Origin of the sequence: Streptomyces sp. NPDC058985, from assembly GCF_042740985.1 — a bacterium.
Classification (GTDB): Bacteria; Actinomycetota; Actinomycetes; order Streptomycetales; family Streptomycetaceae; genus Streptomyces.
In genome coordinates this window covers 85082-102496 of the sequence record NZ_JBHYJX010000003.1, presented here as the reverse complement: position 1 = coordinate 102496, position 17415 = coordinate 85082, and the positions used below count along the sequence as shown (strand labels likewise).

At 71.8% G+C, this 17415-nt stretch carries 16 protein-coding genes, 1 pseudogene and 1 riboswitch; of the genes and pseudogenes, 13 read left to right on the top strand and 4 right to left on the bottom strand.

Going from position 1 to position 17415, the window contains the following annotated elements:
* The first annotated feature begins 1 nt into the window (after position 1).
* The 4 genes and pseudogenes from dxs to ACFW01_RS03540 all read left to right on the top strand — a co-directional run bounded on the left by dxs (position 2) and on the right by ACFW01_RS03540 (position 4120).
* Positions 2-1928 (top strand): annotated as a pseudogene (dxs, locus tag ACFW01_RS03555) (1-deoxy-D-xylulose-5-phosphate synthase).
* A complete protein-coding gene (locus tag ACFW01_RS03550; protein WP_384502281.1) occupies positions 1929-3314 on the top strand; it encodes an aspartate aminotransferase family protein in 1386 nt (461 codons plus the stop codon).
* 63 nt (positions 3315-3377) lie between these two features.
* Positions 3378-4001: an XRE family transcriptional regulator gene (locus ACFW01_RS03545; protein ID WP_234960380.1), complete on the top strand. Its 624-nt coding sequence runs from the start codon at positions 3378-3380 to the stop codon at positions 3999-4001.
* Positions 4002-4006: 5 nt separating this feature from the next.
* Positions 4007-4120, top strand: coding sequence for a DUF6126 family protein (locus tag ACFW01_RS03540; protein ID WP_185832649.1), 114 nt, complete (start codon positions 4007-4009; stop codon positions 4118-4120).
* Between the two features lie 28 nt (positions 4121-4148).
* On the opposite strand, the gene ACFW01_RS03535 is transcribed toward ACFW01_RS03540, so the two are convergent.
* Positions 4149-4946 carry a tyrosine-protein phosphatase gene (locus ACFW01_RS03535; protein ID WP_384502280.1) on the bottom strand — a complete coding sequence of 266 codons (798 nt, stop codon included), beginning with the start codon at positions 4944-4946 and terminating at the stop codon, positions 4149-4151.
* Positions 4947-5372: 426 nt separating this feature from the next.
* Positions 5373-5530, top strand: a riboswitch (cyclic di-AMP (ydaO/yuaA leader).
* A 4-nt stretch (positions 5531-5534) separates the two neighbouring features.
* On the opposite strand from ACFW01_RS03535, the gene ACFW01_RS03530 reads away from it, so the two are divergent.
* Positions 5535-6455: a peptidoglycan DD-metalloendopeptidase family protein gene (locus ACFW01_RS03530; protein ID WP_384502279.1), complete on the top strand. Its 921-nt coding sequence runs from the start codon at positions 5535-5537 to the stop codon at positions 6453-6455.
* Positions 6456-6660: 205 nt separating this feature from the next.
* A complete protein-coding gene (locus ACFW01_RS03525; protein ID WP_234960558.1) occupies positions 6661-7446 on the top strand; it encodes an SGNH/GDSL hydrolase family protein in 786 nt (261 codons plus the stop codon).
* Between the two features lie 56 nt (positions 7447-7502).
* Here the strand turns inward: ACFW01_RS03525 and ACFW01_RS03520 are convergent, their stop codons facing one another.
* Positions 7503-8123 (bottom strand): TetR/AcrR family transcriptional regulator, encoded by a 621-nt coding sequence (locus tag ACFW01_RS03520; protein ID WP_234960386.1) that lies wholly within the window; start codon positions 8121-8123, stop codon positions 7503-7505.
* An 89-nt stretch (positions 8124-8212) separates the two neighbouring features.
* On the opposite strand from ACFW01_RS03520, the gene ACFW01_RS03515 reads away from it, so the two are divergent.
* Entirely contained in the window at positions 8213-9406 is a 1194-nt protein-coding gene (locus tag ACFW01_RS03515) for an MBL fold metallo-hydrolase (protein WP_234960388.1), read from the top strand.
* Positions 9407-9628: 222 nt separating this feature from the next.
* On the opposite strand, the gene ACFW01_RS03510 is transcribed toward ACFW01_RS03515, so the two are convergent.
* The gene (locus ACFW01_RS03510; protein WP_234960390.1) at positions 9629-9994 is read right to left on the bottom strand and encodes a hypothetical protein; all 366 of its coding nucleotides are present in this window, start codon (positions 9992-9994) and stop codon (positions 9629-9631) included.
* A complete protein-coding gene (ctaD, locus tag ACFW01_RS03505; protein WP_384502278.1) occupies positions 9991-11727 on the bottom strand; it encodes a cytochrome c oxidase subunit I in 1737 nt (578 codons plus the stop codon). The genes ACFW01_RS03510 and ctaD overlap by 4 nt, the downstream gene beginning before the upstream one ends.
* 487 nt (positions 11728-12214) lie before the next feature.
* Here ctaD and ACFW01_RS03500 point away from each other — a divergent pair, with 487 nt between their 5' ends.
* From ACFW01_RS03500 to tdh, 6 genes are all read left to right on the top strand, one after another.
* Positions 12215-14158 (top strand): sensor histidine kinase, encoded by a 1944-nt coding sequence (locus tag ACFW01_RS03500; protein ID WP_384502277.1) that lies wholly within the window; start codon positions 12215-12217, stop codon positions 14156-14158.
* Between the two features lie 41 nt (positions 14159-14199).
* On the top strand, positions 14200-14634 hold the full coding sequence (locus ACFW01_RS03495; protein ID WP_122616453.1) for a roadblock/LC7 domain-containing protein: 435 nt from the start codon (positions 14200-14202) through the stop codon (positions 14632-14634).
* A 2-nt stretch (positions 14635-14636) separates the two neighbouring features.
* A complete protein-coding gene (locus tag ACFW01_RS03490; RefSeq protein WP_161332607.1) occupies positions 14637-15011 on the top strand; it encodes a DUF742 domain-containing protein in 375 nt (124 codons plus the stop codon).
* Positions 14989-15618, top strand: a complete 630-nt coding sequence (locus tag ACFW01_RS03485; protein WP_161332606.1) for an ATP/GTP-binding protein — start codon at positions 14989-14991, stop codon at positions 15616-15618. The genes ACFW01_RS03490 and ACFW01_RS03485 overlap by 23 nt, the downstream gene beginning before the upstream one ends.
* Positions 15615-16190: a GAF domain-containing protein gene (locus ACFW01_RS03480; protein WP_234960395.1), complete on the top strand. Its 576-nt coding sequence runs from the start codon at positions 15615-15617 to the stop codon at positions 16188-16190. The genes ACFW01_RS03485 and ACFW01_RS03480 overlap by 4 nt, the downstream gene beginning before the upstream one ends.
* 177 nt (positions 16191-16367) lie before the next feature.
* Positions 16368-17396 carry an L-threonine 3-dehydrogenase gene (tdh, locus tag ACFW01_RS03475; RefSeq protein ID WP_161332604.1) on the top strand — a complete coding sequence of 343 codons (1029 nt, stop codon included), beginning with the start codon at positions 16368-16370 and terminating at the stop codon, positions 17394-17396.
* Positions 17397-17415 lie beyond the last annotated feature (19 nt).

The following is a 17415-nucleotide window of genomic DNA, read 5'->3' as shown; positions in this document are numbered from 1 at the left end:
CGTGACGATTCTGGAGAACATCCGGGGACCACGCGATCTGAAGACGCTGTCCGAGGCGGAACTCGGTGAACTGTCCGACGAGATACGTGACTTCCTGGTGCACGCGGTCGCCCGCACCGGCGGTCACCTCGGACCCAACCTGGGCGTGGTGGAACTCACCGTCGCCCTGCACCGGGTCTTCGAGTCGCCGGCCGACCGCATCCTGTGGGACACCGGCCACCAGAGCTACGTACACAAACTCCTGACCGGGCGTCAGGACTTCTCGAAACTGCGTGGCAAGGGCGGCCTGTCCGGCTACCCGTCCCGCGAGGAGTCCGAGCACGACGTCATCGAGAACAGCCACGCATCCACCGTGCTCGGCTGGGCCGACGGCCTCGCCAAGGCCCGCGACGTGCGCGGAGAGCGCGGCCACGTCGTCGCCGTCATCGGCGACGGCGCGCTCACCGGCGGCATGGCCTGGGAGGCCCTGAACAACATCGCGGCCGCCCGGGACCGGCCGCTCATCGTCGTGGTCAACGACAACGAACGCTCGTACGCCCCGACCATCGGCGGCCTCGCCAACCACCTCGCGACGCTGCGCACCACCGACGGCTACGAGCGGATGCTGGCCTGGGGCAAGGACGTGCTCCACCGCACCCCCGTGGTCGGCCACACCGTCTACGAGGCCCTGCACGGCGCCAAGAAAGGCTTCAAGGACGCCTTCGCCCCGCAGGGACTCTTCGAGGATCTGGGGCTGAAGTACCTCGGCCCGATCGACGGACACGACCTCGGGGCCGTCGAGTCGGCGCTGCGGCGCGCGAAACGCTTCCACGGACCGGTGCTGGTGCACTGCCTCACGGAGAAGGGCCGGGGCTACGAACCCGCCCTGCGCGACGAAGAGGACCACTTCCACACCGTCGGCGCGATGGACCCGCTCACCTGCGCACCGCTCGGCCCCGCGGGCGGGCCGTCCTGGACCTCCGTGTTCGGCGAGGAGATGCTGCGGATCGGAGCGGAGCGCGACGACGTCGTGGCGATCACCGCGGCCATGCTGCACCCGGTCGGCCTGGCACCCTTCGCCGAACGGTTCCCCGACCGGGTCTGGGACGTCGGCATCGCCGAACAGCACGCCGCCGTGTCCGCAGCCGGCCTCGCCACGGGCGGACTCCACCCCGTCGTCGCCGTCTACGCCACCTTCCTCAACCGCGCCTTCGACCAACTGCTGATGGACGTCGCGCTGCACCGCTGCGGGGTCACCTTCGTCCTGGACCGGGCCGGCGTCACCGGCACCGACGGGCCCTCGCACAACGGCATGTGGGACATGTCCGTCCTCCAGGTCGTCCCCGGGCTGCGCATCGCCGCCCCGCGCGACGCCGGCCAGTTGCGTGCCCAGCTACGCGAGGCGGTCGCCGTCGACGACGCGCCGACCCTGGTGCGCTTTCCGAAGGAGTCCGTCGGCCCGGACGTACCCGCCGTGGGCCGGGTCGGCGGCATGGACGTCCTGCATGCCGCCGACCGGCCCGAGGTGCTGCTGGTGGCCGTCGGCGTGATCACCCGTCTGCCTCGGGGCCGCGGAACTGCTCGAAGCGCGCGGCATCGGCTGCACCGTCGTCGACCCGCGCTGGGTCAAACCCGTCGACCCGGAGCTGGCCCCGCTGGCCGCACGGCACCGCCTGGTCGCCGTCGTCGAGGACAACAGCAGGGCGGCCGGGGTCGGTTCGGCGGTGGCACTGGCACTCGGCGACGCCGACACCGACGTGCCCGTGCGCCGCTTCGGCATCCCCGACCAGTTCCTCGCCCACGCCAAGCGCGCCGAGGTGCTCGCGGACATCGGCCTCACCCCGGTCGACATCGCCGGCCGGATCGGCGCGAGCCTGGCCGTCGGGCGGCGAGCGGTGGACACCCCCGGGGACGGACGGAACGTCATGCCTGCGCAAGGAGAGAACTGAATGACCAAGGAGTTCGACCTCGCCGCGCTCTTGGCCGAGCGCGGGGCCGAGCGGTACGAATTGCACGCCAGGCACCTCAACCACCAGCTGCCGCGCATGCTGCACACCATCGGCTTCGACAAGGTCTACGAGCGGGCCGAGGGCGCGCACTTCTGGGACGCCGAAGGCAACGACTACCTGGACATGCTCGCCGGGTTCGCGGTGATGGGCCTGGGCCGCCACCACCCGGTCGTCCGCAAGGCGCTGCACGACGTCCTGGACGCCTCGCTCGCCGACCTGACCCGCTTCGACTGTCCGCCGCTGCCCGGGCTCCTGGCCGAGCGGCTGCTCTCCTACAGCCCGCACCTGGACCGGGTCTTCTTCGGCAACAGCGGAACCGAGGCGGTGGAGACCGCGCTGAAGTTCGCCCGGTACGCGACCGGCAGGCCGAGGATCCTGTACTGCACCCACGCCTTCCACGGACTGACCACCGGCTCGCTCTCCGTCAACGGCGAGGACGGCTTCCGCAAGGGCTTCGCGCCGCTGCTGCCCGACACCGCGGTCCCGCTCGGCGACCTGGACTCCCTGGCGCACGAGCTGCGGCAGGGAGACGTGGCCGCGCTCATCGTGGAGCCGATCCAGGGCAAGGGCGTGCACGAGGCACCGCCCGGCTACCTGCGGGCCGCGCAGGACCTGCTGCACCGGCACAAGGCACTGCTGATCGCCGACGAGGTGCAGACCGGCCTGGGCAGGACCGGGAAGTTCTACGCCTTCCAGCACGAGGACGGCGTCGAGCCCGACCTGGTCTGCGTGGCCAAGGCGTTGTCCGGCGGCTACGTGCCGGTGGGCGCCACGCTGGGCAAGGACTGGATCTTCCAGAAGGTGTACTCCTCGATGGACCGCGTGCAGGTCCACTCGGCGAGCTTCGGGTCCAACGCGCAGGCCATGGCGGCCGGACTCGCCGTGCTCTCGGTGATGGAGAACGAGGAGATCGTGGCGAACGCCGCCGCGGTCGGGGAGCGGCTGAAGTCCCGGCTGACGGCGCTGGTGGACCGCTACGAGCTGCTCGCCGACGTCCGGGGCCGCGGGCTGATGATCGGCATCGAGTTCGGCCGGCCGCGGTCCCTGAAGCTGCGCAGCCGCTGGACCATGCTGCAGGCCGCCCGGAAGGGCCTGTTCGCCCAGATGGTGGTGGTGCCGCTGCTGCAGCGGCACCGGATCCTCACCCAGGTCTCCGGCGACCACCTGGAGGTGATCAAACTGATCCCGCCCCTGATCATCGACACCGCGGACGCGGACCGGTTCGTCGACGCCTTCACCGAGGTGATGGACGACGCGCACAACGGGGGCGGCCTGATGTGGGACTTCGGCAAGACCCTGGTCAAGCAGGCAGTGGCGCACCGCTGAGGAGGCCTTTGCCTCGTAGGCAAAAAACTTGCCTCAGGGGCAGGTCTCGGGCTGAATGGGCTCATGAGCACGAGCTCCTCCGAGACCGGCCCGGCCGACGGCGCGGTCGCCGCCGTCGCGCCCCAGCTGCGTGAGCTGCGGCGGCGGGCCGCCCTGACCCTGGAGGCGGCGGCCCGCGCGGCCGGGCTGTCGCCCGCCCACCTGTCCCGCCTGGAGACCGGGCAGCGCCAGCCCTCGCTGCCGATGCTGCTCGCCCTCGCCCGCGTCTACGGTACGACCGTCGCCGAGCTGCTCGGGGAGACGGCCGCCGACCGCGACGCCGTGGTGCGCGCCGCCGACATGGAGGCGACCGTCGCGGGCGGCTGGACGTACCGGCGGGCGGGGGCGCCGGGCCGGGGCATGCAGGCCCTGCGCGTCCAGGTGCCGTACGGCTCGCAGGGCGACATCGTGCGGGTGCACCCCGGCGAGGAGTGGCTGCACGTGCTCAGGGGCCGTCTGCGGCTGCGCCTCGGGGACACCGAGCACCGGCTCGGTGTGGGGGACGGCGCCCACTTCGACTCGCTGACCCCGCACCGGATCGCGGCACAGGATCCCGAAGGGGTCGAGCTGCTCTTCGTCCACACCCTGCTGCAGAGCCCGACGGCCGCGCTGTGCCTCGGCCCGACGCCCCCCGGGGAGATGCCGTGAGATCCATGGAGGAGAAGTTCCCGCGCGCCCTGTGGGTGCGGCTGCTCATCTACATCGCCCTGGGACACGTCTTCGGCGGCTTCCTCTACCTGCTCTTCGAGGTGGGCGCCGGCCGCTAGCGGCCGGGCGGACCGCTGCCGCGCCGGATCAGTCCAGCATCCGCTCGCGCAGCCGCTCCCGGGCCGCCGGGGTGAGGTGCAGGCCCTGCTCCAGGTAGGCGTCGACGCCGCCCCAGGTCTCCTCGACGGTGTCGAAGGCCGCCGCCAGGTACTCGGCGCGCGCGTCGAACAAGGGACTCAGCAGCTCCATGACCTCGGGGGAGTAGGCCGAGGCGGCGGAGCCGCCGCGGCGCACCTTGTAGCGGCGGTGCGTGGCGTTCGACTTGAGGTAGTCGTCGAGGACGGCATCGCGCTCGACACCGAGCGCGAGCAGCGTGACCGCGATCGACAGGCCCGCGCGGTCCTTGCCGGCCGCGCAGTGCATCAGGGCGGGGACGCTGTCCTCGGCCAGCGCGTGCAGCACCCGGGAGTGCTCCTCCGTGCGCTCCGTGATGATCGTGCGGTAGGACGCGATCATCCGTCGGGCGCCCTTGCCGTCGGCCAGGATCGCGTGCAGCTGGTCGAGGTCGCCGTCGCGGACCATCTTCCAGAACTCGGCGCCGTCGGCCGGGTCGCTCAGCGGCAGGTTCACATTGCGCACGCCCGGCAGCTCGACGTCGGGGCCTTCCAGCTTCTGGTCGGCCGCGTTGCGGAAGTCGAAGATGGTGTGCAGGCCGAGGGTGGCCAGGAAGGCGGCGTCCTCCCCGGTGGCGTGCGCCAGGTGGCCGCTGCGGAACAGCACGCCATGCCGCACCCGTCGCCCGTCCGCGGCCGGCAGTCCGCCGACGTCCCGGAAATTGCGCACACCGGTCAGCTCGGGTTCGGTCGACGGGACCTGCTGCGTCACGGGGACTCCTCCCACTCCGCCCCGCCGACGCTGCTCGGCGGCGGGCTCGCCTCGACGATACGGCATCCCCTGGCTGCGCCCATGAGTTGTCCACAGGGGATTAAGGGCGACCTCGCACCTTCTGTCCGAATTGATGCCTTAATCCCAACTGGCGTTGAATTGCGAAAGGGTGGAGAAGTGGCGCGTGAGCAGCGTCATATCCGTAACCGTGCGTCGTCCGTCATGTCCACGTAATCAAGCCGGTTTTCAAGGATGTTCACACGAAAAGCCATTCCCCGAATCGACGGAGTGTGACCGGAAATTCCCGTAAAGGATCAATCGGAACACCTTCTGGTGGAACCCTTCGCTTGTCCGGGTGCGTCTTGGTCCCTTACGTTCACCACCGATCCGGACGGACGCCTAATCCTGCCGCCGACCGGAGCCCACTCTCATCCACCACCCGTACCCGGCAGGAGCGGGGGACCCACAGGTACGAATGCCTGTTCCGGTTCCCGGAACGGCTTGGGGTGAAGCCGCGTTTCGGCGCGGCCGGGCATCTCCAGCCCGAACCCGACAGCTCACCTCGCAGGCGCCGGAGAGGAATTCGCCATGCCCGCGAAGGGTAAGCACCGCCGTACCAGGGCCATGCGCCTGACCCGCACCATCGCCGTCGCCGGAACCGGTGGCGCCGCGCTCGCCCTCCCGCTGATCGGGGCCGCCGGCGCCAACGCCGCTCCCGCGCACTCCGTTTCCGAGCAGTCCGTCCAGTCCATTGCGGCGACGGCGAAGAAGGCCGCCGCGAGTGGCGCCGAGAAGAACTCGGACGCGCGGACCTACACCGTCAAGAGCGGCGACTACCTCTCCCGGATCGCCGACGAGCAGAACGTCGACGGCGGCTGGAAGAAGCTCTACGAGGACAACCGCCAGGCCGTCGGTTCGGACCCGTCGCTGATCCACCCCGGCCTGAAGCTCTCGGTCGGCGCCAAGACCGCCCAGTCGGAGAAGCCGGCCGCCGAGAAGCCCGCCGCCGAGAAGCCGGCCGAGGCGGAGAAGCCCGCCGCCAAGCCGGCCGAGAAGTCCACGGACGCCGAGAAGGCCTCCACCTCGGACGCCGGCACCAGCAGCGGCTACACCTCCCCCGTCGCGGGCGGCACCGTCGGTACCCCGTACCACCAGTCCGGCAGCATGTGGTCCAGCGGCTACCACACCGGCACCGACTTCGTCGTCCCGACCGGCACCCCGCTCAAGGCCGTCGGCGCGGGCACCGTCGTCTCCGCCGGCCCCGGCGGTGCGTACGGCAACCAGGTCGTCATCCAGCTCGCCGACGGCCACTACGCCCAGTACGCCCACCTCTCCTCCCTCTCCGTCTCCGCCGGCCAGTCGGTGACGGCGGGCCAGCAGGTCGGCCTCTCGGGTGCCACCGGCAACGTGACCGGTCCGCACCTGCACTTCGAGATCCGCACCACGCCGGACTACGGGTCGGACATCGACCCGGTCGCGTTCCTGCGCTCGCACGGCGTCTCTCTCTGACGCACGGCCAGGGCGCAGCCCCCACACCACCGAAGGCCGGACCCCGATCCCCGGGTCCGGCCTTCGGTGTATTCCGCAATTGACCAAGCCTTTAGGCGTGGCCTTTCTCACCGACCGTCAACCCCTGCCTACGGTCGCGTAGGTCACATTCCAAGGTGAATCATGGCCCGATGTGGCAGACGATTCGAAGAATGACAGCAGAGCAGTGATCGGGTCGTACGTGGCGCTGGGGGACAGCTTCACCGAGGGCGTCGGCGACCGCGGCCCCGACGGGGCGTTCGTCGGCTGGGCCGACCGATTCGCCGTACTGCTCGCGGACCGGCGCCCCGAGGGCGACTTCACCTACGCGAACCTCGCCGTGCGCGGCAGGCTGCTCGACCAGATCGCGGCCGAACAGGTCCCCCGAGTCGCCGAACTCGCGCCGGACCTCGTCTCGTTCGCGGCCGGCGGCAACGACATCCTCCGGCCCGGCACCGACCCCGACGAGGTGGCCGAGCGGTTCGAGCGGGCGGTGGCCGCGCTGGCCGAAGCGGCCGGCACCGTCCTCGTGACGACCGGGTTCGACACCCGCGGCGTGCCCGTGCTCAGGCATCTGCGCGGCAAGATCGCCACGTACAACGGACACGTCCGCGCCATCGCCGACCGGTACGGCTGCCCGGTGCTCGACCTCTGGTCGCTCCGCAGCGTCCAGGACCGCAGGGCGTGGGACGCCGACCGCCTGCACCTGTCGCCGGAGGGCCACACACGGGTGGCGCTGCGCGCCGGACAGGCGCTCGGCCTGCCCGTGCCGGCCGACCCGGACCAGCCCTGGCCGCCGCTGCCCTACCGCGCCGCGCTGGACGTACGCCGGGACGACGTGCACTGGGCCCGCGAGTACCTGGTGCCGTGGATCGGGCGCCGGCTGCGCGGCCAGTCCTCGGGCGACCACGTGACCGCCAAGGGGGCGCTGTCGCCGCACGACATCAAGACGCGGATCGCCTCGGTGGCGTGACGGCGTCGTGCGGGCGGGCCGGCTGCGGAGGCCGGCTGCGGACGGGGTACGGCGGGTCAGCGGCGGGGGTGGCCCAACGCCTCCCGCGGCAGGCCCAGTTCCCGGGCGAGTGCCTCGTCCGTCCACTCCCGCGCCCGGGCCCGCGACACCGTGCCCCCGTACGACGTCAGTTGCACGGCGAGCCCGTCGAGGAGCGCGGTCAGCCGCAGGGCCGCGCCCTCGGGGTCCGGGCAGGGGAACTCCCCGGCGGCCACCCCCTCGGCGATGACCTCGGCGATCGCGGCCTTCCACCGGCGGTCCAGGTCGCGCGTGACGTCCCGCAGCACGGGCTCGCGCAGCGCCGCCGCCCAGCCCTCGATCCACAGCCGCCAGCCCTTGGCCTGCCCCGTCGGGGCGTACCACCGCACGGCGGCCCGCAGACGGCGCACCGCCGACGTACGGCGGCCGAGCAGTCCGCGCAGATGAGCCAGATCGTCCTCGGCGGCCCGGGCGAAGGCGGCGGCGACCAGCTTCTCCTTCGTGGAGAAGTGGTAGAGCACCAACGCGTTGCTCACCCCGAGCGCGGACGCCACGTCGGCGATCCGCAGCGCCGCGACACCTCGCGCCGATATCTGCTCGACGGCCGCGCGCAGCAGCTCCTCGCGCCGCTCGGCCACACTCAACCGGACTCGCACCACGCCCCGTCCCCCAAGCTCCGGACACGATCAGTCGGTGTCACACGAGACGACCATAATGAGAGCCTGACCCAATCCACCTGGAGGTTACCGTGGCCGGATACCGTTCCCCGAGTTCCGGGCTCCGTACGCCCCGGCCCGCGGCCTTCGGCGCGGACCCGACCGGTGAGCGCATGGCGCGCATCCGCAGATCGCCGCACTTCCGTGACGGCGTCTTCCAGAACCCGGGCGGCACCGCCCGGACCCGGCCCTCCGGATCGGCCCGTGAGTTCGCCAAGATCTACTTCGACCGGGAGTCCCGGCTCCGCCGCGCCCCGTCGGGCCCGATCCCGGTGCACGCCACGACCCTCGCCGACCTCGCCCGGCCGCCGGCCACCGGACTCCGGCTGACCTGGATGGGGCACTCCAGCGTGCTCGCCGAGATCGACGGGCGGCGGGTGCTCTTCGACCCCGTGTGGGGCGAGCGCTGCTCCCCGTTCCCCTTCGCCGGGCCCAAGCGGCTGCACCCCGTCCCGGTTCCCCTGGCCGCCCTCGGTCCGGTCGACGTCGTCGTGATCTCCCACGACCACTACGACCACCTGGACATGCCCACGATCAAGGCGCTGGCCGGCACGGACACCCTGTTCGCCGTGCCGCTCGGGGTCGGCGCCCACCTCGAACACTGGGGCGTGCCCGCCGACCGGCTCCGCGAGCTGGACTGGCACGAGTCGACGCGCGTCGCCGGCCTCACCCTGACCGCGACGCCGGCCCGCCACTTCTGCGGGCGGGGACTGCGCAACACCCAGCACACCCTCTGGGCGTCGTGGGTCGTCGCCGGGGAGGAGCACCGCGTCTACCACAGCGGAGACACGGGTTACTTCGACGGCTTCCGGGACATCGGCGCGGCGCACGGCCCCTTCGACGCCACGATGATCCAGCTGGGCGCGTACTCCCACTTCTGGCCGGACATCCACATGACGCCCGCAGAGGGGTTGCGGGCCCATCTGGACCTCCAGGGAGGCGCTCCGGCCGGGGTGCTGCTGCCGATCCACTGGGGGTCCTTCAATCTCGCGCCGCATGCGTGGGCGGAGCCGGGGGAGTGGACGAAGGACGCGGCGGAGGAGGCCGGGCAGGCGGTGGCGTTCCCGCGGCCGGGTGAGCCGTTCGAGCCGGCGGGGCAGGTGCCGGTGGAGGCGTGGTGGCGGGCGGTGTCGGAGCCGATCGCGAGCCCGTGGCGGCGTCCGGGCGGCACCCAGGATGCGGCCGGGACGGGCAGGGGTGATCTCGACCTCGCGGCGGAGCGGTGATGTAGAGGAGGAGCTGGGGGTACGCTCCGCCGGCCCGCCTCGCTGCGTCGACTGGTAAGACGCTGATCACGGTGAGCGGCGCGGTGGCCATTGGCCCGCCGTACCCGGCGCGCGAGCGCGGTTGCCCGCCGTACGGCGGCAGGGCCGGGCGTGCGCGCGTGGCGCTCGTGCCGGGCACGGTCCTCGAACCGCGGCGGCGGGGCGGGTGCTCCGGTCGCCGTGTCAGCGCTTCAGCAGACAGGTCAGTGAGCAGCAGGCGATCAGCAGACAGGCGCAGGCGGCGTGCTGTCTGAGGAGGGTGCGGCGCAGGTGCCGGTAGCGGGTCTCGTACTCGCCCCGCAGACGCTGGGCCCGGTCGGCTGTGACCTGGAGTGCTTGCCTGGTGAGGCCCACGCGCTGCCGCACATAGTGGAGGGTCAGGTCCTCGGCCTGTCCGGTGGTCAGCCAGGGCAGACGCGAGCAGAGGAGCGCCGCCTCACCGCGCGCCCGATCCAGCTCGGTCTGCGCGAGCAGGTACCCCTCTGCTTCGTTGGCCAGCACGGCGCCCTGGGCCTCCGGCGAGGGCCGGCGGTGCTGTCGTGGTGTCACGGCCGGCCGCTTCCGCGCTCCGCCGCCGTCTCCCCGCCGTAGCGGGCGACGTTCTCCCACTGGTCCAGCTGGCTGACGTCGGGATGGTGCAGGTCGAAGGCGGGCGACTCGGTGCGCACGCGGGGGAGGGTGAGGAAGTTGTGCCGCGGCGGCGGGCAGGAGGTCGCCCACTCCAGTGAACGGCCGTAGCCCCAGGGATCGTCGACGCCGACCGGCTTGCCGTACTTGGCGGTCTTCCAGACGTTGTAGAAGAACGGCAGCATCGAGGCACCGAGCAGGAAGGAACTGATCGTCGAGATCGTGTTCAGGGCGGTGAACCCGTCGGCCGCCAGGTAGTCCGCGTAGCGGCGCGGCATGCCCTCGGCGCCCAGCCAGTGCTGGACCAGGAACGTGCCGTGGAAGCCGACGAAGAGCGTCCAGAACGTGATCTTGCCCAGGCGCTCGTCCAGCATCTTGCCGGTGAACTTCGGCCACCAGAAGTGGAAGCCCGCGAACATCGCGAACACCACCGTGCCGAACACCACGTAGTGGAAGTGCGCCACCACGAAGTACGAGTCCGAGACGTGGAAGTCCAGCGGCGGCGAGGCCAGGACGATGCCGGTCAGACCACCGAAGAGGAACGTGACGAGGAACCCCGTGCACCACAGCATCGGTGTCTCGAAGGACAGCGAGCCCTTCCACATGGTGCCGATCCAGTTGAAGAACTTCACACCGGTCGGGACCGCGATCAGGAAGGTCATGAAGGAGAAGAACGGCAACAGCACGCCCCCTGTGACGTACATGTGGTGCGCCCACACCGTCACCGACAGGCCCGCGATCGCGATGGTCGCCGCGATCAGACCCGTGTAACCGAAGATCGGCTTGCGGGAGAAGACCGGGATGACCTCGCTGACGATGCCGAAGAACGGCAGCGCGATGATGTACACCTCGGGATGGCCGAAGAACCAGAACAGGTGCTGCCACAGCAGCGCCCCGCCGTTGGCCGAGTCGAAGATGTGCGCACCGAACTTGCGGTCCGCCATCAGCGCGAGGAGGGCTCCGGCGAGGACGGGGAAGGCCAGCAGGACCAGCACCGCGGTCAGCAGCACGGTCCACGTGAAGATCGGCATCCGGAACATCGTCATGCTGGGCGCGCGCATGCAGATGATCGTGGTGACGAAGTTGACCGCACCGAGGATGGTGCCGAAGCCGGAGAAGGCCAGACCCATGACCCACAGGTCGCCGCCGAGACCAGGGGAGTGAATGGCGTCCGACAGAGGGCTGTAGGCGAACCAGCCGAAGTCGGCCGCGCCCTGCGGGGTCAGGAACCCGCCCACCGCGATGGTCGAGCCGAACAGGTACAGCCAGTAGGCGAGCATGTTCAGCCGGGGGAAGGCGACGTCCGGCGCGCCGATCTGCAGCGGCATGATCCAGTTCGTGAAACCGGCGAACAGCGGCGTCGCGAACATCAGCAGCATGATCGTGCCGTGCATCGTGAACGCCTGGTTGTACTGCTCGTTCGACACGATCTGGATTCCCGGCCGGGCCAGCTCGGCGCGCATGACCAGCGCCATCACCCCGCCCACGAGGAAGAAGACGAACGCGGTCGTCAGGTACAGCGTGCCGATCGTCTTGTGATCCGTGGTCGTCAGCCAGCTGACCACGACCTTGCCGGGGGTCTTGCGCCGGAGCGGGAGTTCATCTTCGTAATGAGACTCTGCAGCTGCGGAACCTTGCGGTTCGAGGACTGTCACGGTGTGCGCATCTCTCAATACTCAAAGTTACCTATGGGTGGCTGTCATCCTGCCGTACGTGAGGCGGCGTGACGGAGAAGGCGAGCGACACGCCGATCAAGTGGGTTCAACTGCGCCCGGACGGCGCGATCCATCCGCCACCGCCGCCTGGACGCCGCCCTGAGGTTCGACTACCGACAGTGACCGATTCTGATCGAGTCCGACCGGTCTTCGACCCTTCCGGAGCGGCTGCTTCACCGGCTTATCGGCCTGTCGTACGAGGGCTCATACCAGAGCAGGACGTTACCCGGGGGACTTTGGCAACTGCCCACCGCACATGAGGGCCAGGCGACTACTGTCAGTGTCCGTCGGGCGACGTAGGGCCGGGTCCCCCGGTCCGGTCGGTCGACGCAGCGACGACGCGTGCCCGCGTGCCGTCGCCTGCCCGCGTGGCACTTCCGTCACCACGCGCGAGCACCCAGACCGACGGACCAGTACGAGGACCCCGATGTCTCACCTCCGCGCCCCGGCCGCGCGAGCAGACCGCCGCGAGGGCGGGCGGCACGGCCGGCCGGCCACCCGCACCGCCCCCGCGCTGCCCGAGACCCACATACGGCCCCAACTCCTGCGTCTCGCCGTGCTGCCGCCGGTCGCGGTGGCCCTCAGCGGCTGTGCGGTCGTCCTGTTCACCGTCCGCTCCACCGGCATCCGCCCCGGCCCCGTTCTGTGGGCCGTCGTCGCCGGCGCCGTCTCGGTGACCGCCGCGGCCGTCGCCATCGCCGCCGTCGCAGCCGACCGCGCCGCCCGCTCCGTGCACGAACGCGTCGGCGCGCTGCGCCGCGGCACCGCACGCCAGGAGGGCGACCTGCGTGCCGTGGTCGAGGCGCTGCGCCGCGGCGAGCCGCCGCCCCGGCGCAAACCACGCGGCGGGCCGCCCGCCGACGCCGACGACTTCGAACTGCTCGCCGCCGACCTCTCCCGCGCCCACGACGGCGCCGTCAGCGCCGTCGTCCGGGCCGCCCAGCTCTCCAGCCAGGCGGGCAGCGAACAGAAGCTGGAGGTCTTCGTCAACCTCGCCCGGCGCCTCCAGTCGCTGGTGCACCGCGAGATCTCCATCCTGGACGAGCTGGAGAACGAGATCGAGGACCCCGACCTCCTCAAGGGCCTCTTCCACGTCGACCACCTCGCCACCCGCATCCGCCGCCACGCGGAGAACCTCGCCGTGCTCGGCGGCGCCGTCTCCCGCCGGCAGTGGAGCAACCCGGTGGACATGACCGAGGTGCTCCGCTCGGCCATCGCCGAGGTCGAGCAGTACTCCCGGGTCCGCCTGGTGCCGCCGATCGACGGCACCCTGCGCGGCCACGCCGTCGCCGACGTCATCCACCTGCTGGCCGAACTCGTCGAGAACGCCACCCTGTTCTCCGCCCCGCAGACCCAGGTGCTGATGCGGGCCAGCCTCGTCACCTCCGGCCTCGCCGTCGAGGTCGAGGACCGCGGACTCGGGATGCCCACCGCCGAGCAGGCCCGGATGAACGCCCTGCTCGCCGACCCCGACCAGGTCAACGTCGCCCACCTGCTGGCGGACGGCCGCATCGGCCTGTTCGTCGTCTCCCAGCTCGCCAAGCGGCACGGCATCACCGTCCGGCTGCAGACCAACATCTACGGCGGTGTCCAGGCCGTACTGGTCGTCCCGCAGGCTCTGCTGGGCACGGAACCCGGCCGGCCCCCCGGCGGCACGGCCCGGCCAGCGGAGGCGGCCGCCGCCGGACCGGTCCCCCTGCCGCCGCCCCGGCACCAGCCACCGCCCACGGCACCGACGGTTCCGGCGCCCCCCGCCACCCCCGCTGCGCCCCCCGCCACCCCCGCTGCGGCCCCCGCCACCCCCGCTGCGGCGCCGACGACCGCCGCGCAGGCCGCCGTCGCACCCTCCACGACCGCGCCCGCGGTGCCCCGCCCCACCCGGGGCCGCACCGCCGCCGAAGGTGAACCCCTGCCGCTGCCCGTGCGCGGTACGCGGCAGAACCGGCCCACCCCGGCCGCCGCCGTCCCCGGCGTACGCCCCGACGAGCGCGGTGTCATCGCCGAACACGCGGCCACCCCGCCCGTCCCGCGCCACAGCGCGGTGCGCGGCACCATGGGCAAACCCCAGCTGCCCCGCCGCCGCGCCCAGGAGCACCTCGCACCCCAACTGCGCGGCGGCCCGGCACCGCGCCAGGAACCCGAGCGGTACACCGGTCACGACCCCGGCCTGATGGCGGCCTTCCAGCGGGGCATGGGCCTCGCCGAGGCGCAGCAGCACCGGGAGCCGGCCTCCCTGGAGCCGGTCCGCACGGACTCCGTCCCCACGGCGCCCGTCCCCACGGCGCCCGCCCCCACCGCGCCCGCCCCCACCGCGCCACCCCACCAGGCCGCACCGCACCTGGAGCCGACCCCCCGGGAGCAGTCCGGATGAACGCCCCCACAGATCTTCGTACCCCAAGGAGTCGATCCACCATGGCGAGCGATGCGCCGACCGGCCAAGTGTCCGACCTCGACTGGCTGATGAGCGGCCTCGTGCAGCGCGTCCCGCACACGAGCAGCGCGGTGCTCCTGTCCTGCGACGGCCTGGTGAAGTCCGTCCACGGTCTCGACGCCGACAGCGCCGACCACATGGCGGCCCTGGCCTCCGGCCTGTACTCCCTCGGCCGCAGCGCCGGTGTCCGCTTCGGCGACGGCGGGGACGTGCGGCAGGTCGTCGTCGAACTCGACTCGACGCTGCTCTTCGTCACCACCGCCGGATCCGGCACCTGCCTCGCCGTCCTGGCCGGCCGGGAGGCCGACGCCGCCGTGCTCGGCTACGAGATGGCCATGCTGGTCAAGAGCGTCCGCCCCTACCTGGCCACCGCGCCCCGGCAGCACGCCGTCGAACCACCGGCGATGAGGCCTTGAGGGTGGCCGCGGCCGGCGACGGGCCCTGGCTCGACGACGCCGCCGGACGGCTGGTGCGCCCCTTCACCGTCAGCAACGGCCGTACCCGGCCCACCGTCGCGCTCGACCTGATGTCCCAGGTGATGGCCACGGGGACGACCCCCCTCGGCTACCTCGGACCCGAGCACACGCAGGTACTCGACCTGTGCCGGGCGCCGCTCCCCGTCGCCGAACTCGCCGCGCACCTGCGGCTGCCGGTGGCGGTCACCAAGGTGCTGCTCTCGGACCTCGTCGACTGCGGCGCGCTGACCACCAAACCCCCCGCCGCGTTCCACCACAACCCCACGGACCGGGCCCTTCTGGAGGCAGTGCTCGATGGACTACGACGACAGCTCTGACCACGTCCACGGCGAAGGCGCCGACCCGTTCCCCACCGCCCTGAAGATCCTCGTGGCGGGCGGATTCGGAGTCGGCAAGACGACCTTCGTCGGCGCAGTCAGCGAGATCGCGCCGCTGAGCACGGAGGAACTGCTCACCACGGTCAGCGCCGCGACCGACAACCTCGACGGAATCGAGAACAAACTCGAAACGACCGTGGCCATGGACTTCGGCCGCATCACCCTCGACCCCGCGCACGTCCTGTACCTGTTCGGCACACCCGGCCAGGAACGCTTCTGGTTCATGTGGGACGAGCTGTGCGAGGGCGCGCTCGGGGCCGTGATCATCGCCGACACCCGCCGGCTGGAGGAGTCCTTCGCCGCCGTCGACTTCTTCGAGGAACGCGGCCTCGGCTTCGTCGTCGCGATCAACGAGTTCGACGGCTCCCACCGCTACGACCCCGAGGAGGTGCGCGCCGCCATGGACCTGCACCCCGAGATCCCCATCGTCCGCTGCGACGCCCGGATCTCCAGCTCCGGTGTGCAGACCCTGCTCACCCTCGTACGCCATCTCATCGCCCACACGCCGGCCCCCACCACGGGGTACGGCGCCGGAGCCCGCCCATGACCTACGACCCGCCGCGCCCGGCCGGACGCCTGCTGCTCACCCCCGAGGACCGGGAGGCCCCCGCCCGGGTACGACGGCTGCGCCTGCTCGGTCTGGTGGAACGCCCCGACCCCGCGCTCGACACCTTCGCCGCGCACCTCGCCGGCCTCGCCGAGGCCCCGTACGGGATGGTCAACTTCCTGGTCGAGGGCGGGCAGTTCTTCGCGGGCCTGCGGGTCCCCGACATCCCTCCGGTGACCCGGGGGGACGGGACCAGCCCGGAGTTCGGCCGCGTCCAGCCCCGCGACCACGGCTTCTGCCCGCACGTGGTGGTCCGGGGCAAGGCCCTCGTCCTGGAGGACGTACGCGACTACCCGCGCTTCGCCGGCAACCCGGTCGTCGACGAGTTCGGCATCCGCTCCTACCTCGGTGCCCCGCTCATCGACAGCACGGGCACCGTCCTGGGCACGGTCTCCGCCGCCGACGTACGGCCCCGGACCTGGGGCACGGCGGGCCTGGCGACGATCAAGTCGACGGCGGCCGACCTCGTCCGCCGCATCGAGCGCAGCGCCGAGGACGGGCTCCCGCTGTGAGAACGCGGGACGGCGGGCGGACGGCGTGAAGGAAAGCTGCGGCCGGGCTTAAGAAAGGCTCGATGGACCCGGGGTGGTGTCGTACGGCAGATTGCAGTGCGATCCCCCTCCCCTCCCCGGACGCGGGCCGCTTCGGCGTGCGCGGTCCCGGGGTCTCACCCGTCAGGAGCCGTAGCGTTGAAGGCGCTGGTCAAGGAGAAGGCGGAGCCCGGTCTGTGGCTCGCGGACGTGCCCGAGCCCGTCGTGGGACCCGGTGACGTCCTCATCAAGGTGCTGCGCACCGGCATCTGCGGCACCGACCTGCACATCCGGGCCTGGGACGGCTGGGCGCAGCAGGCCATCCGCACCCCGCTCGTCGTCGGGCACGAGTTCGTCGGCGAGGTCGTCGAGACCGGCCGGGACGTCACCGAGATCAAGGCCGGCGACCGGGTCAGCGGCGAGGGCCACCTGGTGTGCGGCAAGTGCCGCAACTGCCTGGCCGGCCGGCGCCACCTGTGCCGCGCCACCGTCGGGCTCGGCGTCGGCCGCGACGGGGCGTTCGCCGAGTACGTCGCCCTGCCCGCCGGCAACGTCTGGGTGCACCGCGTCCCCGTCGACCTCGACGTCGCCGCGATCTTCGACCCGTTCGGCAACGCCGTGCACACCGCTCTGTCCTTCCCGCTGGTCGGCGAGGACGTACTGATCACCGGCGCCGGACCGATCGGCCTGATGGCCGCCGCCGTCGCCCGGCACGCCGGGGCACGCAACGTCGTGATCACCGACGTCAGCAAGGAACGCCTGGACCTGGCGCTCAAGGTCGGGGTGAGTCTCGCCCTGGACGTCTCACAGGCCACCATCGCCGACGGGCAGCGCGAACTCGGCCTGCGCGAGGGCTTCGACATCGGCCTGGAGATGTCCGGCCGCCCCGAGGCCATGCGCGACATGATCGCCAACATGACGCACGGCGGCCGGATCGCCATGCTCGGCCTGCCCGCCGAGGAGTTCCCCGTCGACTGGGCGCGGATCGTCACCTCGATGATCACCGTCAAGGGCATCTACGGCCGCGAGATGTTCGAGACCTGGTACGCCATGTCGGTGCTGCTCGAAGGCGGCCTCGACCTCGCCCCCGTGATCACCGGCCGCTACTCCCACCGCGACTTCGAGGCCGCGTTCGCCGACGCCGCGAGCGGCCGGGGCGGCAAGGTCATCCTCGACTGGACCGCGTAAGTCACCTGCTTTCCCAGGA

What these genes read in the sequence shown, in the direction of transcription:
- ACFW01_RS03550 (WP_384502281.1), top strand. Translation starts at nt 1,929, where the DNA reads ATGACCAAGGAGTTCGACCTCGCCGCGCTCTTGGCCGAGCGCGGGGCC.
- ACFW01_RS03545 (WP_234960380.1), top strand. Translation starts at nt 3,378, where the DNA reads ATGAGCACGAGCTCCTCCGAGACCGGCCCGGCCGACGGCGCGGTCGCC.
- ACFW01_RS03540 (WP_185832649.1), top strand. Translation starts at nt 4,007, where the DNA reads ATGGAGGAGAAGTTCCCGCGCGCCCTGTGGGTGCGGCTGCTCATCTAC.
- ACFW01_RS03530 (WP_384502279.1), top strand. Translation starts at nt 5,535, where the DNA reads ATGCCCGCGAAGGGTAAGCACCGCCGTACCAGGGCCATGCGCCTGACC.
- ACFW01_RS03500 (WP_384502277.1), top strand. Translation starts at nt 12,215, where the DNA reads ATGTCTCACCTCCGCGCCCCGGCCGCGCGAGCAGACCGCCGCGAGGGC.
- ACFW01_RS03495 (WP_122616453.1), top strand. Translation starts at nt 14,200, where the DNA reads ATGGCGAGCGATGCGCCGACCGGCCAAGTGTCCGACCTCGACTGGCTG.
- ACFW01_RS03485 (WP_161332606.1), top strand. Translation starts at nt 14,989, where the DNA reads ATGGACTACGACGACAGCTCTGACCACGTCCACGGCGAAGGCGCCGAC.
- ACFW01_RS03480 (WP_234960395.1), top strand. Translation starts at nt 15,615, where the DNA reads ATGACCTACGACCCGCCGCGCCCGGCCGGACGCCTGCTGCTCACCCCC.